At 71.6% G+C, this 20,274-nt stretch carries 23 protein-coding genes and 7 pseudogenes; 8 read left to right on the plus strand and 22 right to left on the minus strand.

The window, feature by feature from the left end; translation table 11 throughout:
• Positions 1-502: 502 nt before the first annotated feature.
• On the plus strand, positions 503-1,825 hold the full coding sequence (locus LP418_RS04405; protein ID WP_257955366.1) for a hypothetical protein: 1,323 nt from the start codon (positions 503-505) through the stop codon (positions 1,823-1,825).
• A gap of 38 nt (positions 1,826-1,863) precedes the next feature.
• Here the strand turns inward: LP418_RS04405 and LP418_RS04410 are convergent, their stop codons facing one another.
• The 4 genes and pseudogenes from LP418_RS04410 to LP418_RS04420 all read right to left on the minus strand — a co-directional run bounded on the left by LP418_RS04410 (position 1,864) and on the right by LP418_RS04420 (position 5,156).
• On the minus strand, positions 1,864-2,787 hold the full coding sequence (locus tag LP418_RS04410) for a calcium-binding protein (RefSeq protein ID WP_336275905.1): 924 nt from the start codon (positions 2,785-2,787) through the stop codon (positions 1,864-1,866).
• A pseudogene (locus tag LP418_RS32380) lies at positions 2,750-3,145 on the minus strand (calcium-binding protein); the annotation flags it as partial. The pseudogene LP418_RS32380 and the gene LP418_RS04410, both read right to left, overlap by 38 nt.
• Positions 3,146-3,219: 74 nt before the next feature.
• Positions 3,220-4,473, minus strand: coding sequence for an AAA family ATPase (locus tag LP418_RS04415; RefSeq protein ID WP_257955368.1), 1,254 nt, complete (start codon positions 4,471-4,473; stop codon positions 3,220-3,222).
• Positions 4,474-4,484: 11 nt separating this feature from the next.
• Entirely contained in the window at positions 4,485-5,156 is a 672-nt protein-coding gene (locus tag LP418_RS04420; protein WP_257955369.1) for a hypothetical protein, read from the minus strand.
• Positions 5,157-5,213: 57 nt separating this feature from the next.
• Between LP418_RS04420 and LP418_RS04425 the strand changes: the two genes are divergently transcribed.
• Positions 5,214-5,528, plus strand: a complete 315-nt coding sequence (locus LP418_RS04425) for a helix-turn-helix domain-containing protein (RefSeq protein ID WP_442940110.1) — start codon at positions 5,214-5,216, stop codon at positions 5,526-5,528.
• An 18-nt stretch (positions 5,529-5,546) separates the two neighbouring features.
• Here LP418_RS04425 and LP418_RS30320 read toward each other — a convergent pair whose 3' ends face one another.
• The 3 genes and pseudogenes from LP418_RS30320 to sigE all read right to left on the minus strand — a co-directional run bounded on the left by LP418_RS30320 (position 5,547) and on the right by sigE (position 8,065).
• On the minus strand, positions 5,547-6,839 hold the full coding sequence (locus LP418_RS30320; RefSeq protein WP_336275906.1) for a S1C family serine protease: 1,293 nt from the start codon (positions 6,837-6,839) through the stop codon (positions 5,547-5,549).
• A gap of 100 nt (positions 6,840-6,939) precedes the next feature.
• Positions 6,940-7,479 (minus strand): zf-HC2 domain-containing protein, encoded by a 540-nt coding sequence (locus LP418_RS04435; RefSeq protein ID WP_257955371.1) that lies wholly within the window; start codon positions 7,477-7,479, stop codon positions 6,940-6,942.
• Positions 7,479-8,065: pseudogene (gene sigE, locus LP418_RS04440) on the minus strand (RNA polymerase sigma factor SigE). Before sigE ends, LP418_RS04435 begins: the two are co-directional and overlap by 1 nt.
• Positions 8,066-8,355: 290 nt before the next feature.
• On the opposite strand from sigE, the gene LP418_RS04445 reads away from it, so the two are divergent.
• The gene (locus LP418_RS04445; protein WP_257955372.1) at positions 8,356-8,958 is read left to right on the plus strand and encodes an O-methyltransferase; all 603 of its coding nucleotides are present in this window, start codon (positions 8,356-8,358) and stop codon (positions 8,956-8,958) included.
• A 320-nt stretch (positions 8,959-9,278) separates the two neighbouring features.
• Here LP418_RS04445 and LP418_RS32385 read toward each other — a convergent pair whose 3' ends face one another.
• The 3 genes from LP418_RS32385 to LP418_RS04465 form a co-directional block, all read right to left on the minus strand.
• Positions 9,279-10,586, minus strand: coding sequence for a M17 family metallopeptidase (locus LP418_RS32385; protein ID WP_442940111.1), 1,308 nt, complete (start codon positions 10,584-10,586; stop codon positions 9,279-9,281).
• The gene (locus LP418_RS04460; protein WP_257955373.1) at positions 10,552-10,776 is read right to left on the minus strand and encodes a hypothetical protein; all 225 of its coding nucleotides are present in this window, start codon (positions 10,774-10,776) and stop codon (positions 10,552-10,554) included. Before LP418_RS04460 ends, LP418_RS32385 begins: the two co-directional genes overlap by 35 nt.
• 306 nt (positions 10,777-11,082) lie before the next feature.
• On the minus strand, positions 11,083-11,250 hold the full coding sequence (locus LP418_RS04465; protein ID WP_257955374.1) for a DUF3117 domain-containing protein: 168 nt from the start codon (positions 11,248-11,250) through the stop codon (positions 11,083-11,085).
• Between the two features lie 167 nt (positions 11,251-11,417).
• Between LP418_RS04465 and LP418_RS04470 the strand changes: the two genes are divergently transcribed.
• The 3 genes from LP418_RS04470 to LP418_RS04480 all read left to right on the plus strand — a co-directional run bounded on the left by LP418_RS04470 (position 11,418) and on the right by LP418_RS04480 (position 13,025).
• Positions 11,418-12,203, plus strand: coding sequence for a PaaX family transcriptional regulator (locus LP418_RS04470; protein WP_257955375.1), 786 nt, complete (start codon positions 11,418-11,420; stop codon positions 12,201-12,203).
• 97 nt (positions 12,204-12,300) lie between these two features.
• Positions 12,301-12,942 carry an enoyl-CoA hydratase/isomerase family protein gene (locus tag LP418_RS04475; RefSeq protein WP_257955376.1) on the plus strand — a complete coding sequence of 214 codons (642 nt, stop codon included), beginning with the start codon at positions 12,301-12,303 and terminating at the stop codon, positions 12,940-12,942.
• Positions 12,882-13,025: a hypothetical protein gene (locus LP418_RS04480; protein ID WP_257955377.1), complete on the plus strand. Its 144-nt coding sequence runs from the start codon at positions 12,882-12,884 to the stop codon at positions 13,023-13,025. The genes LP418_RS04475 and LP418_RS04480 overlap by 61 nt, the downstream gene beginning before the upstream one ends.
• A 40-nt stretch (positions 13,026-13,065) precedes the next feature.
• On the opposite strand, the gene LP418_RS04485 is transcribed toward LP418_RS04480, so the two are convergent.
• The 7 genes and pseudogenes from LP418_RS04485 to dapE form a co-directional block, all read right to left on the minus strand.
• Complete coding sequence (locus LP418_RS04485; RefSeq protein ID WP_257955378.1) at positions 13,066-13,212, minus strand: hypothetical protein; 147 nt, start codon at positions 13,210-13,212, stop codon at positions 13,066-13,068.
• A gap of 208 nt (positions 13,213-13,420) precedes the next feature.
• Positions 13,421-13,537 (minus strand): annotated as a pseudogene (locus LP418_RS32390) (M14 family zinc carboxypeptidase); the annotation flags it as partial.
• Positions 13,538-13,583: 46 nt separating this feature from the next.
• A pseudogene (locus LP418_RS32395) lies at positions 13,584-13,829 on the minus strand (M14 family zinc carboxypeptidase); the annotation flags it as partial.
• Entirely contained in the window at positions 13,826-14,251 is a 426-nt protein-coding gene (locus tag LP418_RS04495; protein ID WP_257955380.1) for a hypothetical protein, read from the minus strand. The pseudogene LP418_RS32395 and the gene LP418_RS04495, both read right to left, overlap by 4 nt.
• 15 nt (positions 14,252-14,266) lie before the next feature.
• Entirely contained in the window at positions 14,267-14,557 is a 291-nt protein-coding gene (locus tag LP418_RS04500; RefSeq protein ID WP_257955381.1) for a DivIVA domain-containing protein, read from the minus strand.
• Between the two features lie 4 nt (positions 14,558-14,561).
• A pseudogene (locus LP418_RS04505) lies at positions 14,562-15,336 on the minus strand (TIGR00730 family Rossman fold protein).
• Positions 15,333-16,405, minus strand: a pseudogene (dapE, locus tag LP418_RS32400) (succinyl-diaminopimelate desuccinylase). Before dapE ends, LP418_RS04505 begins: the two co-directional pseudogenes overlap by 4 nt.
• 84 nt (positions 16,406-16,489) lie before the next feature.
• Here dapE and LP418_RS04515 point away from each other — a divergent pair.
• Positions 16,490-16,717: pseudogene (locus tag LP418_RS04515) on the plus strand (LLM class F420-dependent oxidoreductase); the annotation flags it as partial.
• A 112-nt stretch (positions 16,718-16,829) separates the two neighbouring features.
• Positions 16,830-17,333 (plus strand): LLM class flavin-dependent oxidoreductase, encoded by a 504-nt coding sequence (locus LP418_RS04520; RefSeq protein ID WP_257956902.1) that lies wholly within the window; start codon positions 16,830-16,832, stop codon positions 17,331-17,333.
• Here LP418_RS04520 and LP418_RS04525 read toward each other — a convergent pair.
• Genes LP418_RS04525 through LP418_RS04545 form a run of 5 tightly spaced genes read right to left on the minus strand, consistent with a single transcriptional unit; the run spans position 17,300 to position 20,054 of the window.
• Positions 17,300-17,533 (minus strand): hypothetical protein, encoded by a 234-nt coding sequence (locus tag LP418_RS04525; protein WP_257957310.1) that lies wholly within the window; start codon positions 17,531-17,533, stop codon positions 17,300-17,302. The genes LP418_RS04520 and LP418_RS04525 overlap by 34 nt on opposite strands.
• A 28-nt stretch (positions 17,534-17,561) precedes the next feature.
• Positions 17,562-17,975 (minus strand): hypothetical protein, encoded by a 414-nt coding sequence (locus LP418_RS04530; RefSeq protein ID WP_257957311.1) that lies wholly within the window; start codon positions 17,973-17,975, stop codon positions 17,562-17,564.
• Positions 17,975-18,913 carry a hypothetical protein gene (locus LP418_RS04535; protein WP_257955382.1) on the minus strand — a complete coding sequence of 313 codons (939 nt, stop codon included), beginning with the start codon at positions 18,911-18,913 and terminating at the stop codon, positions 17,975-17,977. The genes LP418_RS04530 and LP418_RS04535 overlap by 1 nt, the downstream gene beginning before the upstream one ends.
• 9 nt (positions 18,914-18,922) lie before the next feature.
• Positions 18,923-19,270, minus strand: a complete 348-nt coding sequence (locus LP418_RS04540) for a hypothetical protein (RefSeq protein ID WP_257955383.1) — start codon at positions 19,268-19,270, stop codon at positions 18,923-18,925.
• Entirely contained in the window at positions 19,224-20,054 is an 831-nt protein-coding gene (locus LP418_RS04545; RefSeq protein ID WP_257955384.1) for a hypothetical protein, read from the minus strand. The genes LP418_RS04540 and LP418_RS04545 overlap by 47 nt, the downstream gene beginning before the upstream one ends.
• Positions 20,055-20,274 lie beyond the last annotated feature (220 nt).

The following is a 20,274-nucleotide window of genomic DNA, read 5'->3' on the forward strand; positions in this document are numbered from 1 at the left end:
TGGGATTCTGGCAGAGAACCGAAGCCATTCGAGGAGTAGTCCAGATGCCCTGCACCACTTTGCGCCGTTCCCGACGCCTGACCACCTTGGCCGCAACCCTCACGATCGGCCTCGGTCTCGTGCTGTCCGGATGCGCGGAGGACGCGGAGCCCACGGACGTGCCGAGCCCCTCGACCAGCGAGACGTCCAACGAGACGACCACCGAGACCTCGGCCCCGACCGAGACGGCGGCGCCCGAGGCCCAGACCATCGACATCACGGTGTCCGGCGACACCGTGAGCCCGAGCGGCGAGCGGGTCGACGCCACGGTGGGCGAGGAGATCATCCTGCGGGTCACCGCCGATGCGCCGGGCGAGATCCACGTCCACTCGACGCCCGAGCAGGAGCTGTCCTACGAGGCGGGCACCACCGACCTGCCGCTCACGATCGACCAGCCCGGTCTCGTCGACGTCGAGTCGCACAACCTCGACTCCGGTCATCGTCCAGCTCGAAGTCCGCTGAGGTGGACGACCGGATCCTCGCCCACGGCATCGGGGGCGCCAAGGACCTGCCGATCCCCCTCGAGCTGGCGATCGCGGGCGCAGTGGCGGCCCCGGTCGTCTCGTTCACGGTCCCGGCCATCGCCCGGCGCAAGCCGCGCTACGACGCCGCCACGAGCGGTCGCCCCGCGCCCGCGTGGCTCGACCGCCTGACGTCATCGCTTCCCCGGCGGGCGTGGTGGCGAACCTTCGGCATGCTCGCCCTGCTCTACGTCGGCTGGGCGGCCGTCGCCGGCCGGGACACCCTGATCAACCCGTTCTTGGGCGTCTTCTACGTCCCGGTCTGGGTCGGCATCGTCCCACTGTCGGTGCTGTTCGGCCCCGTGTGGAAGGCGATCAGCCCCAGCCGCACGATCAACCTGCTGCTTGCCAAGGCATCCGGCAGCGACCCCTCGCTGGGCATGTACACCTACCCGGCACGGCTCGGCTACTGGCCGGCCGCGATCGGGCTCTTCGCCTTCGTCTGGCTCGAGCTGGTCTACCCGAGCTCGACCGAGGTCGGGCCGGTGCGGCTGTGGTGTGCTGCCTACCTCGGCATCATGCTCATCGGCGGAGCGCTGTTCGGCAACAAGTTCTTCGAGCACGCCGACCCGTTCGAGGTCTACTCGACCCCGGCCTCGAAGCTGTCGATCTGGGGCGAGCGCGACGGCCGGCTGCTGATCCGCTCACCCCCGGCCAACCTCGACAGCCCGGCGATCAGGCCCGGGCTCGTCGGCGTCGTGGCGGTGCTCTTCGGCAGCACGGCCTTCGACTCCTTCAAGGACTCCAGTCCGTGGGTGAAGTTCATCCAGTCGACGACGATCAGCGCCGACCTGCTCAACAACCTCGGGCTGCTGGCCTTCTGCGTCGGCATCGGGGTCATCTTCGCGATCGGCACCATGACCACGGGCGTCGAGCAGGGCGTACGCCGCAAGACCCTGCCCGACCGGTTCGCGCACTCCGTCGTGCCGATCATCGTGGGCTACATCGTGGCCCACTACCTCACCTACCTCGTGGAGTACGGCCAGACCACGATCACCCAGCTCAGCGACCCGCTCAGCAGGGGCGGCAACCTGCTCGGCACCGCCGACCTGACGGTGAACTACTGGCTGTCCTACCACCCTGACTTCCCGGCCGGGCTCAAGGTGGTGGCCGTCGTCACGGGCCACGTGCTCGGCGTGATCGCCGCCCACGACCGGGCCGTCCGGCTGTTGCCGGCACGGCACCACCTCACCGGTCAGCTGCCATTGCTGTTCGCGATGGTCAGCTTCACCGTCGGCGGGCTCTACCTGCTGTTCGCTGCCTGACATCCTGCTCCCCCAGCGGTGTGGGGAACCGGGACTTGTCAGAACAACCGTGGGTCGGGCGCGGCTCCCTCGGTGCCGGCGGCTACACGGGGTGCGCCGGCGCCGGGAACCGGGCCGTAGGGCCAGCCCTCGGGCAGGTAGCTGATGACCTCGATGGTCTCGCAGGTCACCTTGTCGGCGCGCGCCTTGTCGAGCTGGTCCATCCGCCCGACGTAGAAGACACGGTCGTTGGTGCCCTCGTCGGCGGTGCCGATGTCGTCGTAGTCGTCGCAGTAGAACTCGTCGCGAGCCCCGTCGTCGAAGAGGTAGATCGTGTCGTTGCCCTGCTCGGAGTAGATCTTGTCCTCCCCCGGGCCGACGAAGATGACGTCGTTGCCGGGGTCGCCCTTGATGTAGTGGTCGTTGCCGTCTCCGTCGATGATGACGTCGTCGCCGTTGCCGCCGCTGAGGGAGTAGTCGTCGCCGGGACCGCCGTCGAGGACGTCGTTGCCGTCGAGGCCGATCAGCTTGTCGTTGCCCTCCCCGCCGATGAGCCGGTCGTTGCCGGGGCCACCGTTGATCTCGGCGGTCCCGGCGGCATCGGGAGCCACGCCGTCGTCGCCGGGACCGCCGTCGAGAAAGTCGTTGCCGTCGCCACCGTTGATGTGCTCGCTGCCCTCGCCACCGACGATCGAGTCGTCGCCCGCGGCGCCGGCGAGGTGGTCGTCGCCGAGCCCACCGTCGAGGGTGTCGTTGTCGCCGTTGCCGTCGAGATCGTCGTTGCCGTCGGCGCCGAGGACCGTGTCGTTGCCGGTGCCCCCGTCGACGACGTCGTTGTCGGGACCGGCGTCGATGGCGTCGTTGCCCGCACCGCCGGTGATGGTGTCCACGCCGGCGCCGCCGACCAGCCGATCGTCGCTGCCCCGGCCCCCGGATCGTGTCGTTGCCCTCGCCACCGTCCAGCATGTCGAGGCCCACCGCACCGATCAGCTTGTCGTTGCCGAGGCTCCCGGTGATCGTGTCGTCACCCGAGCTGCCAGCGACGGTGTCGTTGCCCGTGCCGCCCTCGACGGTGTCGTTGCCGGGACCGGACTGAACCGTGTCCCGGCCAGACCCGGCGTCCACCCTGTCATTGCCGGGACCAGAGAGCACCGTGTCCTTGCCGCCCTTGCTCTTGATCTTGTCGTTGCCGCCGAGCGACACGATCCGATCGGGCTTGCCACTGCCGATGATGGTGTCACCGCGCTGAGTGGCATCCGCGCCGGAGGCGGCCGGGGCGGGCAGGGACAGACAGGTGGCGAGAACAGCAGGCGCGACGTAGCGCGCGAGATTTCGGTGCAAGGCAGCGTGGTCCTAGAACTGGGTGTTTCCGGGGGGGACCACCTTGATAGCAGGAATTCGGCCCAGTGTCAGGGCTATCTGCGAGACACCATCCGTCGGCGCACGCCCGGACGACGGGATTCATCCGCGGCCAATGACCCGGGAAGGACTGCGTCCACGACCCCGGCCGGGGCCCGCACCAGCTGGCCGTCGCCGACCTCGAGCAGCGACCTGCCCGCAACGAGCGCACGATCGGTGGCCGGCCTGTCCTCCGGCAGGAAATGCAGGCCGGAGACCCTCGAGAACCCTTCGACCATGCCGGCGATCTCCCGCTCCGACCAGCCGAGGGTCGAGCGCATCCGGTTGACGACCACCCGCACCGGGGCACCCCCGGTGATCTCGCGCAGGTCGACGAGACCACGGGCCAGCCGTGACAGGCCGACCGGATCCGCGGCCCCCACGACGACGACCTCGTCCGCCGCCGCGAGCGCCGCCGGGGTCATCGCGTTGCGCGCGGGCAGGGCGCCGAAGTCGCCTCCCGGGTCGTCCTCGAGGCTGAAGCCGGTGTCCGGGACAACGTGCCCGAGGTCGCGTGCGCGGTCGACGACGGACTCCGGGTGGGTGGCCCGCACCTCGATCCAGCGGTCGGCCCCGGGCAGGCCGGTCACCACTCCCAGACGGCCGCTGACAAGGCGCAGCGTCGACTGGAAGCGGTCGCCGAGCTGCCCGGCTCCAGCCAGACGAGCCGCCGAGAGCAGTCCGGACACCTCATCGAGGATGCCCAGCTGTTGGGCGACGCCACCGCCGTAGGGGTCGGCGTCGACCAGCACCGTCTTGTGGTCCCGGCGGGCGATCTCGGCCGCCACCGACACGGCGACGGTGGTGCGTCCGGGCGCTCCTCCCGGGCCCCAGATGGCGATCACCTTGTTCTCGTCGGTGGGTGCGGCCTCGACTGGCGCCTCCGCGTCGAGCCCGCGCACCCGGGTGTCGGCCATGTCCTCGACGGTCGAGACCACCTCGGCGAGCGAGTCGAGGTCGCCGGTCGACACGAGGGCGGTGATCCCCAGTCGCTCGGCCCGGCTGAGCACGTCGAGGTCGTCGACGGCCGACGCGACGACGGCGACCGGCCGAACGGCGTACCTCCTCAGGTGGGACACCGCGGACGGGTCGAGGCCGGGTGCCTCGAGGCCGATCACGGCGACGTCGGCCTGTCCGCTGCTCGCGGTGGCGAGCAGGTCGTCGACGTCGACACAGCGCTTGAGCACCACGACTCCCCCGGCACTGTTCAACCGGGCGAAGGCGTCTGACTCCCAGCCGGCGCCGGAGGCCATCATCAGGACGCAGATCATGGTCGTCGTCCTCAGCCGCGCACGAGGACACGCACGCGCTGGTCCTCGCTGGCCGCCGGGATCTCGGTCAGCGCGTCGGAATCGGCCTCCGGGATCCCCAGCACCAGCTGGCGACCACGGCTGACGCTGCCCAGCGAATCGGCCCCCGACGGGGCGTCGATGACCACGACGTCGGAGAGCACGGTGGTCGGCTCGCTCGTCACGTCCTTGTCGCCGCCCGCGCTGTCGTCGGGGATCACCAGCAGCTCGATGACCGAGCCGGCGCCGATGTTGGTGGGGATCAGCTCGTGCGGGAAGGCCAGCGACACGATCACGGTCTCGGCCGCCTCGCCCGAGCCGAGCGCGGCCGCCGGCACGAGCTCGCCCGCGCCCAGTCCGCGGATGAGGCGCAGGTCGTCGGGCAGGGGCACGGAGGTCCGCAGGTAGCGGTCGAGGTCGGCGCTGTCGCCGAAGCGCACGGACGTCGACACCGGGTCGTCCTCACCGACCGTGTCACCCGGTGCCACGTCGCGCGCGGCCGCCCACACGGTCACCGAGTCGTCGGCTCCGCCGAGGATCCGGGCCCCGGCGATGATCGACACCGCCACGATGGCGACCCCGATCCAGAGTCGGGGATCGCGCCATCCCGGGGGCTGGGCGCGGGTGGCGGTGGGTACGTCGATGGCAGCGTGGGTCCGAGACACCGCCACATCATGACCTCTGATCGCGGTTCGAAACGAGTCGTTGTCCACAGGCGGTCGATGACGGAGCAGTTTGTCCACAGGCTCGCGAGGCGGCGTACCTCCACGTCGCTCCGGGTGGCACCATGTCGCCATGGCCTCCCCCGTTTCCTCACGCTGGCCGACGTGGCAGAGGTGCTCAACACCTCGAGCGCGCAGGTCTATGCGCTCGTGCGGCGCGGCGACCTGCCCGCGATCAAGATCGGCGGCCGCGGCCAGTGGCGGGTCGAGGGCTCAGAGCTGGAGAAGTACATCGAGCGGATGTACGACGAGACCAAGACCTTCGTCAGCGCTCACCCGTTCGTGGAGAGCGACGCGGGCCGCGACGAGGCCTGAGCCCCGCTCGGGGTCGTCTCAGCCGACCTCGCCGTCGAGGGTGATCTCGAAGGCCCGCTCGGAGCCACCGCGCTGGACCGTGAACTCAATGGTGTCGCCCGGCTGGTGCGTGCGGATGGCCACGATCAGCGCGATGCCGTCGGTGACGGGCTTGCCGTCGACCTCGGTCACGATGTCGTCCTTCTGCAGGCCGGCCTCCTCGGCGGGAGTGTCCTTGTTGACCTCGGTGATCAGGGCCCCGACGGAGTCCGCACGGCCGGTGCGCACCTGCGCGCCGATCACGGGATAGCGCGCCTCGCCGTTGCGCAGGATCTGGTCGGCCGTGGTCCGGACCTGCTCGATCGGGATCATGAAGCCGACGCCGATGTTGCCCGAGCCGCCGCCACCGAGTCCGCCGCCGCCCGTGGTCGCGATGGCGGAGTTGACCCCGACGACCGCGCCGGCGAGGTTGACGAGCGGTCCACCCGAGTTGCCCGGGTTGATCGCGGCATCCGTCTGCACGGCGTTGATGTAGGAGGAGACGTTGTCCTCGTCGCCGGTCGTGACGGGACGGTCGAGGGCGCTGACGATGCCGGAGGTCACTGTCTGGCTCAGGCCCAGCGGCGAGCCGAAAGCGACGACCGGGTCCCCGACGTGCAGGCCAATCGATGCGCCCAGTGCGGCCGGCTCGAGGTCGCCGGACTCGGCGATCTTCAAGATGGCCGGGTCGTAGACGGGGCTGCGGCCGACCACCGTCGCGTCGTGCCGCACGCCCTCGAAGTCGACGACCTCGATCGGCCCGTTGTCCTCTGCCGCCGACTGCACGACGTGGTTGTTGGTGACGATGTGACCTTCGCGGTCGAGCACGAACCCGGAGCCGGTGGCACCCTCGTCCTCCCCCTCGAAGGCCGCGATGATCTGCACAGTGCTCGGCAGCAGCGCCTCGGGCGACGGCGGGGACCGAACCGTTGTCGGCGTCGAGCGGTGCGGCCTCCTGCGTCTGTACGGCGTCCAGCCCGTCGTCGTACGTCGAAGGATTCTCGTCGATCCGGTCGTAGCCCAGCGCCCCCGAGGAATCCGCCGAACAGTCCCAGCATCAAGGAGAGCACCGCGACGACCGGCCAGATCCAGCCGGAGACTCGACCCCTCGGCTCGTCGGAGCGATGCAGGGCCATGGGCGCGGTGGCGGGCGCGCCGTAGGCGGGCTGGCCGTGCTGCTGGGCGGGCGGGCCCCACGGCGAGTGCTGGGCCGGGATGGGCGACGGCGCGGGCTGGTGGCTCGGCTGGGCGACCTGCGGCTGCGACTGGTGCGGCTGGGAGGGCGAGGTCCACCCGACTCCGGTGATCGGCTGCGTGGGCTCGACGTCGGAACCGGTGCCGGGGAGCTGCTCGGGGTCGGAGTCGGGCGGGTTGGGGCCGGAGTAGTGGTCGCTCACGGAGCCATTGTCACCCGAAGCGCGTCACGCACCGCCACGACCTCGGGGGTGAAGACACGCGGTGGGGTGACTCGGCGCTGCCGCTTCGGAGTGCGCCGGGTGGCCGGGTGGTCGTTGACCACCGGCGTCGAGGTCTGGCTCGGTCGGGTCAGGTCGCTGATCGGTGCCCGACGCTCGAGCTGCGGCGTCCCGGCGGCGCCGAGGGCGAGCACGCCGACCACGGCAGCGCCAGCGGCACCGCCACCGATCGCGACCGGGGAGCGGTGTCGCGCCCGGATGGTGGTGGCCGCGGTCGGGAAGGCCGGCGGGGTGAGGGCCGATCCGCAGCCGAGCAACGAGTTCTTGAGCCGGTCGGGTGCCTCGCACTCCGACCGGTCGGCGAGGGACAGGCCTGCGAGCCCGGTCTTGATCCAGCCCTCGCGCTCGACGAGGTCGCGACAGGGGTTGCACTCGTGGACGTGCGCCCGGGCACGTTCCTCCTCCGCGGCCGGCAGCCGACCGTCGAGCAGGGCGCTGACCCGCGACCCGAGGTGCATCACGACAGCCGTCCGGAGACGTCGAGGTCGGGTCCGGCGTAGCGCTCCCGGCCCTCGGTGGGGGCTCGGTGCGCGAGCGCGCGGCGCAGCATCGCCCGACCGCGGTGGATGCGGGAGCGGACCGTGCCGAGCTTCGCGTCGAGGGATCTCCGCGATCTCCTCGTACGTCAGGCCCTCCACGTCGCACAGCACGACGGCGGCGCGGAAGTCCGGCGGCAGGGTCGCGAGGGCGCGCTCGATGTCGTCGTCGAACCGCTGGTCGGCGTACGACATCTCGGGCGCGACGTCGGCGCTCTGCAGTCGGGCGGCGCGCTCGTCGGAGAGCGGGTCGAAACGGGATGCGCTGCTTGCGGCGCGCGCCGTCGAGGAAGAGGTTGGTCGTGATGCGGTGCAGCCAGCCCTCGAAGGTGCCGGGCGTGTAGGAGTCGAGCGAGCGGAAGACCCGGATGAAGACTTCCCGGGTGAGGTCCTCGGCGTCGGGTCTGTTGCCGGTCAGGCGGTAGGCGAGGCGGAACACGCGATCGGAGTGGTTCTCGACGACCTCGTCCCACGTCGGCACGCCGACGGTGGCTTCGCTGGAATCCATCACCGGTGCCCCCCGGCGTGTGAGCTGCTGACCGAACAGTGTCTGACCTCTTCAACCTAGGGACCGGGTCTGAGAGGACCCTGTGAAAGCGCCACGAACTCGGAAACGATCGCGACTCGTGGTGGACAACGGTCGGGCCCGCCGCCGTGTTCCCGCGGTGTCGCTCGGATCGGCGCCCTACCGGGAGGGATAGAGTCGCGGGCACGCTGTGCGTACGCGTCCCGTCTCCCGGGAGGATCATCATCACCACCCCGATCAAGCCCGCGAGCTGGACCTACGCCGAGGAGTTCGTGGCGGAGGACGACATCCCGGCCGCTGCGCGCCCCCGTGCCGAGGAGGTCGGGGTCGCCCCGATCGGCTCCGGCGGCGGCGCCGCGCTGCGCTTCCCGGCATCGGTCCTCGACGCGCGCGCCGTGGTCGAGATCGGCACCGGCACCGGTGTCTCCGGCCTGTGGCTGCTGCGCGGCATGCGCTCGGACGGCGTGCTGACCACGGTCGACATCGAGGCCGAGCACCAGCGCCTCGCCAAGGAGACCTTCAACGACGCCGGCATCCCCGCCAACCGTGCCCGCACCATCGCCGGTGCCGGCCTCGACGTGCTGCCGCGCCTGACCGACGGTCACTACGACTCGGTGTTCTGCGACGGCGACAAGCGTGAGTACGCCGCCTACCTCGCCGAGGCCCTGCGGTTGCTGCGCCCCGGTGGGGTCGTGGCGTTCGACAACGCGCTGTGGCACGACCGCGTCGCCGACCCCGCCCAGCGCGACGAGGAGACCGTCGCGATCCGCGACCTCGGCCGCACGATCGCCGACAACGAGTCGCTCGTGCCGGTGCTGCTGCCCGTCGGTGACGGACTGCTGGTGGCGAAGAAGGTCTGGACGCCCGAGACCTGAGCGCGTCGCTCCCACTCGGGCAGCGGTGGCACAGCCACATTCGAGCGCCTCGAAAATGTGGCTCACGCACCGCCGTACGACGTGTCGGAACGACTCGCCCGGAGTAGCGGTGGCACACCCACATTCGAGCGCCTCGAAATGTGGCTCACGCACCGCCGTACGACGTGTCGGAACGACTCGCCCGGAGTAGCGGTGGCACACCCACATTCGAGCGCCTCGAAATGTGGCTCACGCACCGCTGCGGGAGAGCGATCAGGCGCGAGGGGTGGCGGCGAAGCCTTCCCAGCCCTCGGCGATCGCGACGATGTCGCACGCCTCGATCAGGACCGGGGCCGAGCCGACGAGCACGGAGACCGGTGACTCGGCGGCGCCGGCGGTGAAGGTCTCCCCGGAATTCGGCGCGCGTCGTCAGAGGCGAACACGTAGTAGCCCTCGAACCAGTCACCGGAACCACGCGCCACGTCTTGAACTGGAGCCCGGTCATGCCGGTGAAGCGCGAACGACGTGTCCGCGACGTATGCCGCAAGCGACTCCTCGATGCCCTCGGCGGCACCCGCGAGCGACCACCGCACGGTCAGGCCCTTCATCGCACGACCCCTCGGAGGGGGTCGTCCGAGCCGAGCCACTCGAGAAGGACCCGGGGACCGAAGCCGGTCGGCCCCTGCGTCCACTCGTAGCGCTCGGCCGGGGCTTCGGCGATGGAGGCGAAGTCGATGTGCGCCCACGGGACGTCGCCCGTGAAGTGCTGGAGGAACAAGGCCGCGGTGATGGCCTCGGGCGCCGCCGGAGGAGTTGTCGCCGTCGGCGACCTTGGAGCTGACGCGCTCCTCGTAGTCGGCCACGAGCGGCATCCGCCACAGCAGCTCGCCCGAGGTGGCCGAGGCGTCGGCGAGCAGGTCGGCCGGGGCTTCGTTGTTGGCGAAGTAACCGCCGGTGCCCTGCCCGAGGGCGACCTTCATGGCGCCCGTCAGGGTGGCGACGTCGACCGGGATGTCGGGCTTGAGCTCCGCGACGGCATAGGCCATGGCGTCAGCCATGACCAGACGGCCCTCGGCATCGGTGTTGTTGACCTCGCTGGTGCGGCCGCCGTAGTGGCGGATCACGTCACCGGGCCGCATCGCGGCACCGCCGACGGCGTTCTCGGCGGCCGGCACGAGGCCGATCACCCGGACCGGGCACTGCACGTCGCGCAGCGCGGCCATCGTCGCGAGCACGGCGGCGCCACCGGACATGTCGCGCTTCATCGACAACATGCCGGCGGGCGGCTTGATGTCGAGGCCACCGGTGTCGAAGGTGATGCCCTTGCCGACCAGCACGACGGTCGGCGTCTTCTTCGTGGCGTCGGCCGGCGAGTAGTCGAGCCGGATCAGCCGGGGCGGCGAGACGGAGGCCGCACCTACGGCGAGCACACCACCGAAGCCTTCCTCGGCGAGCTTCTTCTCGTCCCAGATCGTGACATCCAGGCCCGCGGCGGCGGCGAGCTCCTCAGCCTGCTCTGCGAGCCATGCGGGCGTCTTGAGGTTGGAGGGCACTGACGCGAGAAACCGCGAGCGCCAGCCGGCGCCACCGGCAGCGAGTGCGCGGGCGAGCTCGTCATCGGCGTCCTCGTCGGTCGTGCCGGCCAGCACGATGCGAGCGACCGGAGCCTCCCCGGGCGCCGGTCGAGCGCCAGTGGAAACCGAACGATCCCAGCATCGCCCCGACCACGAAGGCACCGAGGGCCTCGTCGGGCGCGATCGCGGTGATCGAGCTGGCCACGCTGGCGCGGTCCTTGGTCGCCCGCGCGAGCGTCGCGCCGGCGCGGCGGTAGTCGGTCACCGACTGGTCCCCGACCCCGACGAAGACCAGGGACCTGCACGTCGTCGTGGACGACGGGGACCGTGATCACCTCACCGGTCTTGCCGGTGGCCTTCTGGGCCTCGAGGAGCCCGAGCAGGTCGAGGCCGAAGAACTCGCCTGCCTCCTCCGCCCCGGGGCCGAGAGCGATCGAGTCGCCCTCGGCATCCGCCGGGATCACGGGCAGCGCCCACACCTCGGCGCCGCCGATCTGGTGCGGCAGGGCCGGGCTGAGGGCGAACTCCGGTGGGGAGACTCGGGCGGGGAGCTGCAACGGGACGGCCACGATCAGCCGACGACGTCCTTGAGCGCATCCCCGAGCGCACCTGCTTCGTCCTTGTTGAGCTCGACCACGAGGCGACCACCGCCTTCGAGCGGCACGCGCATGACGATGCCGCGGCCTTCCTTGGTCACCTCGAGTGGTCCGTCGCCCGTCCCGGGCTTCATGGCGGCCATCGGCGCACCTCTTCCTGATTATGCTGGAGTGGATCACCGGTCTCTGGCTCCACATGCGAAATCGAGGCGGCTGGGGCCGCCTCGACGGCGTTCTACGACTCCATTATCCCCCATGGCGGGCGTGACACGGACCACAGGGCACCGAGTGCGGCTGGCACACTCCTCGCATGCACGCCCGCTCCGCGCTTTTCGATGTGTACGGCGACCACCCGGTCGCGCACGGACACGCCGCCGCGGTGGCCGATCTGGTGCGCCTGCTGGCACCACTCGGGATCGCGGCCCCGGCCGTGCGGACCGCCATCTCCCGGATGGTGTCCCGGGGCTGGCTCGCGCCGGCGGACGTCGAGGGCTCGCGCGGCTACACCGCCACCCCGCAGGCGGTGAGCAGGCTGGAGGCGGCGGCCGCGCGGATCTACCAGCGCCAGCCCCGGTCGTGGGACGGCTCGTGGCAGCTGGTGTTCCTTGCGCCGTACGCAGATCGTTCGATCCGGGCCGCCGTGCTGCGCGACCTGTCCTTCCTCGGCTATGCCGAGCTGGCCGACCGGGTGTGGGTGAGCCCGTTCGCACGCGCCGAGCTCGAGGCGACGCTGCGGCGGGTGGGCGCGACCGCCACGACGGCCGTCGCCGAGGGCTTCGACCCCGTCGACGCACCCGTCCGCGCCCGGGACCTCGACACGCTGGGTGCGGCCTACACGGACTGGATGCTCAGGGCCACCGACCGCGTCGAGTGCGACCTGAACAGCCACAACGACCCGGACGAGGCGGCCTACGCCGCCCGGTTCCGGCTGGTCCACGAGTGGCGCAAGTTCCTCTTCGCCGACCCCGGCCTGCCCGCCGACCTGCTCCCCCGCGACTGGCCCGGACACCGGGCCAGCGCGTTCTTCCAGGTCGAGGGCGAGCGGCTGCGACCCGCCGCGTCCGCGTTCGTCGCCCGGACCCTGCAGACCGCCTGACGGCACTGGCAGACTGCGCGCATGAGCCTCGAACAGCCCGTCCTGCTGAGCGTCGACAACGCGATCGCCACGATCACGCTCAACCGCCCCCGATGCGATGAACAGCCTCGACATCGCCACCAAGGAGCTGCTGCGCGACATCGTGCAGCAGGTCGCGGCCGACGAATCGGTGCGCTGCGTCGTGCTGACCGGCACCGGGCGCGGATTCTGCGTCGGACAGGACCTCAAGGAGCACATCGAGCTGTTGCGCAGCGGTTCGAGCGACGAGCTCTTCACGACGGTCGAGCGCCACTACAACCCGATCGTGACCGCACTCGCGACCATGCCCAAGCCGGTCATCGCGGCCGTCAACGGTGTCGCGGCCGGTGCCGGCGCCTCCCTCGCCCCGGCCTGCGACATGCGGGTGCTGGCCGACACCGCAGGCTTCAACTTCGCCTTCGCCGGCGTTGCCCTCGCTGCCGACACCGGTGCGAGCTACCACCTGCCGCGACTCGTCGGGCAGGCCAAGGCGCTCGAGCTGCTCTACTTCCCGAGCACGATCTCGGCCACAGAGTCGCAGGCGCTGGGCCCGGCCAACCAGGGTCGTCCCCGCCGCCGAGCTCGAAGCGACCGTGGGTGCCCTCGCCACGCGACTTGCCTCGGGGCCCACCGTCGCGTTCCGCATCGATCCGCCAGTCGGTGGCCTTCTCCTCGCAGCACTCCTTCGCCGACTCACTCGCCAACGAGGGCGCGGCCATGAACCGCACCGGTGCCACCGAGGACCACGCCGCCGCCGTCGCCGCGTTCGTGGCGAAGGAGAAGCCGGTCTTCCACGGCCGCTGAGCGGTCCCTAGGGGTTTTCGTGACAGGCCTTCGGCCTTCCTCAACCTCCGAGCGACGCGCGGCGGGCGCCGAGTGCCCGGAGCAGCTGGCGTGGCGCCTCGATCGTCATCCGGCGACGTGAGGGGTGTGCGGCGTACTCCACCGTCAGCGCCGCGCCCTCGAACTTCGCGTTGAACCAGCCCGTCATCGTGCCGTGGCACAGACCGCCGCAGTCCAGGCGCGTCCGCGGCAGCCTGAGTGCGCGGGCCAGCCGGCGGGCGAAGCGGGAGTCCTTGGTGTCCGTGTCGACGCCGTTGAGCGGCTGGTGGAAGCTGATCAGTCGCGTCCGGGTCGATCCGCCTCAGGAACCGCATCACCGCGCGTGTCTCGGGTTCGCTCCCGGGTCGCGAGCCGGACTCGTAGTTGCCGTCGAGGTCGGCCCAGTCGTAGGGGTAGTTGCGGATGAGGTCGACGCCGCGAGCGTTGCGCCGCGAGTGCCGGGCGAGGCCGTCGGGGTTGTAGGTCGGGATCACCCACAGGTCGATGCCACGGATCGGGGAGACCGTCGCGCAGGCTGGTCAGGACCTGCCGCGTGTGCGGCTCGTTGCCGTGCATGGTCGAGATCAGCACGACCCGCCGCTTGCCCGGCTCACCGAGTCGCCGGGCCCGGATCGGGCGCCCGGCGACCGAGGTGCCGATCACGCGGCGCTCCACGCCGGCGCGCGGTCGGTCCGTCGAAGGACCCGACGCTTCGGCGTACGACGACGTGCTGACGCCGAAGGGCAGCAACCCGAGCAGCATGGCCAGCCCGAGCAGTCGGGTCATACGGCGGCGGTGAGGTAGGCCAAGGTGAAGAGCAGCACGCCGACCAGCATCCCGATGTGGGCCAGCATCGAGAGCCACGGCCCCTTGCTCCACGAGTCGACGGCGGCCGGCTCGGCGTGCTTTCCGCGCGCCGGCATCCACCGGGCCGGGATGAGCAGGCCGAGGATGGTCGTGATCCACCACAGGCCGATCGCCACGATGCCCGCGGCCGCGCCGCCGGGCAGGCTGTCGTCCGGGAAGACCGGGAACAGCACCCACACGACCAGCGCGAGACCGCCGAAGACGGTGTGCAGCGACAACACCCGGTGGCTGATCTGGAGTCGGCCGGCCGCGCTCCCGTCTCCGCTGAGCCGCAGGCGTGTCAGGACCACGACCACCGCGGCGAGCGGGGTCAGGAGGTAGACGAGAACTTCGAGGAACATGACCGGGAGTGTGCCTCAGTCAAGGCACTGGCCGCCACGGGAGTCCACCTCAGCGACCTCGTCGCCACGCTCCTCGAGCTGGTCGGCGAGCCGCGCGAGCAGGGTGTCGACCTCGCTCATGCGGTAGCCCCTGAAGGCGAGCGAGAAACGGACTTTGCGCAGGTCAGCGGCCTGCAGGCGACCGGCGGGGACTCGGACGTCGGGCCGGTCGTCGTACTCCTCCGGGAGGGCGCCCGTGCGTCCGGAAGCGACCGGGGCGACACCGCCCATCGCCAGCACGATCAGGATGGCGAACAACCACATCATCGGTTCACTCCGGCCGCTCGGGGGTGGGGGTCATGACCGTGCCCCGGCGCGCCTTGACCATGAGCTCGACGGCGAGCTCGACATCGTCGGTGACGGTGAACATGTCAAGATCGTCCGCGCTGATCTTGCCCTCCGCAAGCACCGTGCCGCGCAACCAGTCGACGAGCCCCTGCCAGTAGGTGGTGCCGAGGAGGACGACGGGGAACGACGTGACCTTCTGGGTCTGCACGAGCGTGAGCGCCTCGAAGAGCTCGTCGAAGGTGCCGAGCCCGCCCGGCAGGACGACGAAGCCCCGGCTGTACTTGACGAACATCGTCTTGCGGGCGAAGAAGTAGCGGAAGTTGATGCCCTTGTCGACCCACTGGTTGAGCCCCGCCTCGAAGGGCAGCTCGATGCCAAGACCGACGCTGACGCCGCCAGCCTCGCTGGCGCCCATGTTGGCGGCCTCCATCGTGCCCGGCCCTCCGCCGGTGATGACCGCGAAGCCCTCCTCGGCCAGCCGCCGGCCAACCTTCTCGGCGAGGGCGTAGTCGCGGTGCTCGGGCTTCGTGCGGGCAGAGCCGAAGACGCCGATGGCCGGGCCGAGCTCGGCGAGCGCGCCGAAGCCCTCCACGAACTCCGCCTCGGATGCGCAGCACCCGCCACGGGTCGGTGTGCACCCAGTCGCTGGGCCCTCGTGAGTCGAGGAGCCGCTGGTCAGTGGTCGAACCCTCCTCGACCCGGCCGCGGCGGGTCATGATCGGGCCCTTGAAGCGGTCGGGCACTGAGCGATCCGTCATGCCAGCCACTCCTTCAGCTGCGCCTCGCAGCGGGTGATGTGCTCCATCGGCACGTGCTCGTCCTGCTTGTGGGCGAACAACGGGTCGCCGGGGCCGAAGTTGACTGCGGGTACGTCGAGGGCGGTGAACCTCGCGACGTCGGTCCAGCCGAACTTCGGTGCGACTCGGCCGCCGACCGCCTCGACGAACGCCTTCGCCGCGGGCCGGTCGAGCCCCGGCAGTGCACCCGCCGCCATGTCGGTCACGGTCACGTCGAAGCCCTCGAAGAAGTCGCGGACGAAGGCCTCGGCGTCCGCCTCGTCGCGGTCCGGGCGCGAAGCGGAAGTTGACCTCGACCACGCACTCGTCGGGGATCACGTTGCCAGCGACGCCGCCGCGGATCCCGGTGGCGTTGAGGCCCTCGTGGTAGGTCAGGCCGTCGATCACCGGCTGGCGGGCGACGAAGTCGTTGAGCCGAGCCGGGATCGGCGCCGCCTTGTGGATCGCGTTGACGCCCCTCCAGCTGCGGGCCGAGTGGGCGCGCTCACCCGTGGTGCGCACGTCGACACGCATGGTGCCCCGGCAACCGGCCTCGACGGCCGCGTTGCTCGGCTCCATCAGGATCGCGAAGTCGGCCGTCATCAGCTCCGGGTCGCTCTCGGCGAGCAGCCGCAGTCCGTTGTGGACGGAGTCGACCTCCTCGGCCTCGTAGAAGATGAAGGTGATGTCGCGGTTGGGCTCGGTCACGTCGGCGGCGAGCTTGAGCATCACCGCGTCGCCGCCCTTCATGTCGCAGGTGCCGAGGCCGTGCAGGATGTCGCCGTCACGTCGCGCGGGCAGGTTGTCGTTGATCGGGACGGTGTCGAGGTGGCCCGCGATGACCACCCGTTCGTCCCGGCCGAGGTCTGTCCTCGCCACGACGGTGTTGCCCAGTCGGGTGACGGTGAGGTGCGGGAGCGACTGCAGCGCGGCGTCGACCGCGTCCAGCGATCTCCTCCTCGGCGTGGCTCACCGACTCGATGTTGACCAGCTGCTCGGTCAGCGTGACGACGTCGAGCGTGAGGTCCAGGAAGGGTGCAGGCGCAGGCATGCGTCCATCCAACCAGCCGACGGAGACGACTCGACCGGCAACGGCACAGGACGCCCAAAGAAGAACGTGTTCTAGTCTGGTGCCATGCGCAACGGCGTCGTCCTCTTCACCAGTGACCGCGGCATCACCCCGGCGGCCTGCGCCCGCGCGGCGGAGGAGCGAGGCTTCGACACGTTCTACGTGCCCGAGCACACCCACATCCCCGTGCGGCGGAGCGCGGCGCACCCGGGCACGGGGGACGAGTCGCTGCCCGACGATCGCTACCTGCGCACGCTCGACCCCCGGGTAGCGCTGGCGACCGCGGCCGCGGTGACGTCGACGATCCGCCTCGGCACGGCGGTGGCGCTGCCCGTCGAGTCCGACCCGATCACCCCCGGCCAAGACGATCGCCACCCTCGACCACCTCTCCGGCGGGCGAGTCACGATCGGCGCCGGCTTCGGCTGGAACACCGACGAGCTCGCCGACCACCACGTCCCTGCCGGCAAGCGGCGGACCGTGCTGCGGGAGTACGTCGAGGCGATGCGGGCGCTGTGGACGCAGGAGGAGGCGGCGTACGACGGGGAATTCGTCTCCTTCGGGCCGTCGTGGGCCTATCCCAAGCCGGTGCAGCCGCACATCCCGCTCGTCATCGGCGCCGAGGCCGGACCGAGGACGGTCGAGTGGATCGCCGCCAACGCCGACGGCTGGATGACGACGCCGCGGACCTCCGACATCGCCGCATCGGCCAAGCTGCTGCACGACGCGTGGGCGGCCGCCGGGCGCGACGGGGCGCCGCAGATCCACCTGCTGATCGTCGCGAAGCCGTCTCCCGACGACTTCGCCGGGTGGGCCGACGCCGGGGTCACCGACCTGATCTGGGGCGTCCCCGACGCCGACGAGGCGACGGTCGTGGGCTATCTCGACAAGGTGGCCGGCCGGCTCCCCTGACCCGCGTCGAGGTCCCAGTCCACCGCGTCCAGCGTGTCGGCGAGGAGGGCCTCCGGGTGGTCCGTCGCCACCACCGCCACGCCCTCGTGCGCGAGCAGGGTCGCGCGCAGCACGTCGAGACGGGCCCGGCCGAGCTGGGCGTCGAGGTGGTCGACGACGAGCAGCGCTGGATCGCCGTACGCCGCACGCGCCAGGCGCACCTGTGCCTGCTCGGCCGCGCTCAGCGGCTCACCGCCGCGACGCAGCGTGGTGCGTTCCCGGTCGGGCAGCCGAGCCACTGTCGCAGCCAGCCCCGCGGGCCGCCAGCACGCCGTCGATCGGTTGGTCGCTGTCGGGCCGCCGGTAGCGCACGGCGCGCGCGAGGGTGCCACGTTCGAGGGGCAGGTCACGGGCGGCGTGGCCGACCAGCACCCGACGCTCCTCCGGGGGGACGCCGGCGAGCGGGCGACCGGCGACCCGCACGTCGGCGGTCCCGGGCCCCCGGTGCCCGCCAGTGCGTGCAGGACGGCTCCGGACACGCCCCGGCTCGGCACTGCGCACCAGCACGGTCTCGCCGGGAGCCGCGGTGAGGTCGGGGACGAGCACCCCGCCCACGACCGGGCCACGGACCTCGAGGGTGCCGCGGCCCACGGTCGGCGGCATCACGTCCGGCGCACGTGACGCCCGCAGGTCGGCACCCGCGAGCAGCGCCGGGCCGAGGACGCGCCGTGCGGCACGATAGGACTGGCGGTACTCGACGACCCGGCCCCGGGTCGGCCACCGGGCCGGCCAGCACCCCCACCAGCGTGAGCGCGGTCGCGATCGTCCCGCCGGGCAAGGCGGTCCACGCGCCGATGGTCGCCACGATCACCGCCGCGACGGCGGCGGCCGCGACCGCGGCACCGCGGATGTGCCCGGCCACCCGGGCACGGTCCACGGCGGCGTCCATCACCCGCTGACCGCGTCGCTCGACGTGGCGCAGCTCGCGACGCTGCCCGCCACCGGCCCGGATCGACGTGGCGGCGTGGACCGTGTCGCCGAGATGGGCGGCCGGGCGACCGCGCTGGCGCCGCAACGCCCGGGAGCGGTCGTAGGAGATGCGGGCCAGCAGGAGGAGCACGACCGCCAGCACCGCCATCGGCGCGGCCACGGCCAGCGCGAGCAGCGGCTCCAGCAGCGCCAGCGCCACGAGCGTCCCGACCATCAGTGGCACCCCCGACCGCGATGGGAGTCACACCCAGCGCGATCCAGTTGCGCACCGAGGTGAGGTCGTTGGTCGTGCGGGCCACGGTGATGCCCAGCGACGTCCGGTCGTCCACCGGGCTCGAGGCGACGAGCCCCGTGCGGATCTCCCGGACGTAGTGCTGGCCGAGGCTCTCACCCAGCACCCGCTCGCGCGAGCGCACGAGGCCGAGCACCGGGGCACCGACCAGCAGGACGGTCGCGGCCGCACAGCGGCGTACGGCGTCGGGCGTGGCCAGCAGGACCGGCATCGCCACCGCGGTGACCCCCACGAGCCCGGCCCGGGCGAGGCCGGTGCCGACGAGCCGGAGGAAGAGACCGCGGCGCTCGCCGACCGGGGAGGGCGGGCAGCCGCGCACCGTCGCGGGTCACGACAGCAGGCGCCCGGCGGCAACCGGATCGGTCAGGTCGAACGTGTCGATCACCGGAAGCTCGAGTGCGCCGCGCGCCTCCCTCGCCGCCAGCGGGGACGCGGTCACCACGCCGCTGCAGGCGACGACGTCGAGGCCGAGGTCCTGCAGCCTGCGGACGCCGGCGACCGCGCCGAGGGAGTCCGCCGCGGCGAAGACCACGCGGTCGACCAACCCGGCGAACACCGGGTCGCCGACCAGCCGGGCCGTCTCCTGCTGGTAGACGCCGTCGGCGATCTCCAGCACCACGACGTCGGTGTCAGGCTCGGTGAGGTCGGCGACCATCGAGGTGAGGAGGGCGCGCACCTGCGTGTGCGCGAGGCGGTACGTCGACGGGAACCCGAAGTCCGTGAAGTCGAGCACCCGCGACGCCCCGGCGTCGAGGAACATCCCCGGATCCCCGCCGGCGCCGGTGCCGGTGACCTTGCCGCGCGCTGACCCGCAGGCCCGAGGCGACCGGGCCACGCACCGGGCAGGCGAGCGTCGTGGACTTCCCGGAGTTCATCGAGGTGCCGAGAACCGCCACGACGGTGGGCCGCGGTCCCCTGCCGGCGGCCTCCGAGACACGATGGGGAGCGAACCGGTCGAGGGTGAGCACGCCCTCGTCGTCGGCGAGCAGGCCGATCGGCTGGAGGAGCGTCGCCTCCTCGATCGAGGCGTGCCGGGCCGTCACCCGGCCGATGACGCCGCCCGCTGCGACGAGGTGGGCGGCACCGAGGTCGTCGGGCACCTCGGCCTCGAACTGGTCGGGGGCGTAGCGGTGGCCGTAGGCGACCAGCACCTCGTCGCCGAGGAACAGGCTGGCGCGGCGGCTGGCCGGGCTCTCGAGCCGCTGGTGCTGCCCGATCTCGACGACGCGGGCCAGCACGATGTCACCGGAGCGCGGCTGCACGCCGGCCCCCGAGACCAGCGAGAGGTGCTGCTCCACTCGGAGGTGGTCGGCGAGGAACCGGGTCGTGTAGGCGGCCTTGGCACGACGCAGCCGCGCTGGGTCGAGGGGTTCGTGGGTCCGGGGCTGCTCGGACGGGCGGCTGGGGCGAGCCAGCGTGTCGGTGGTGCGGGCCGGGCTGGTGTCCGGGGTCGTGGTCATGGCGGTGACGCTAGGAACGGCCGATGAGGTCGGTGTGAGACGTCGATGAGAAGGCGCTCATACGCGCCGACGACTTCGCGCTGTGGGCCGCTTCGTCGGACGTTGAGCGGGACGTCCGACGAAGCGGCTGCCCGGGCGACCGGATCGTCGGACGTCCCGGCGGACGTCCGACGAAGTGGCCGTCGGGGCTGCTGGTCTGGACCACGGATTGCCACGGCCG

Origin of the sequence: Nocardioides sp. B-3, assembly GCF_024703895.1 — a bacterium.
Lineage (GTDB): Bacteria > Actinomycetota > Actinomycetes > Propionibacteriales > Nocardioidaceae > Nocardioides.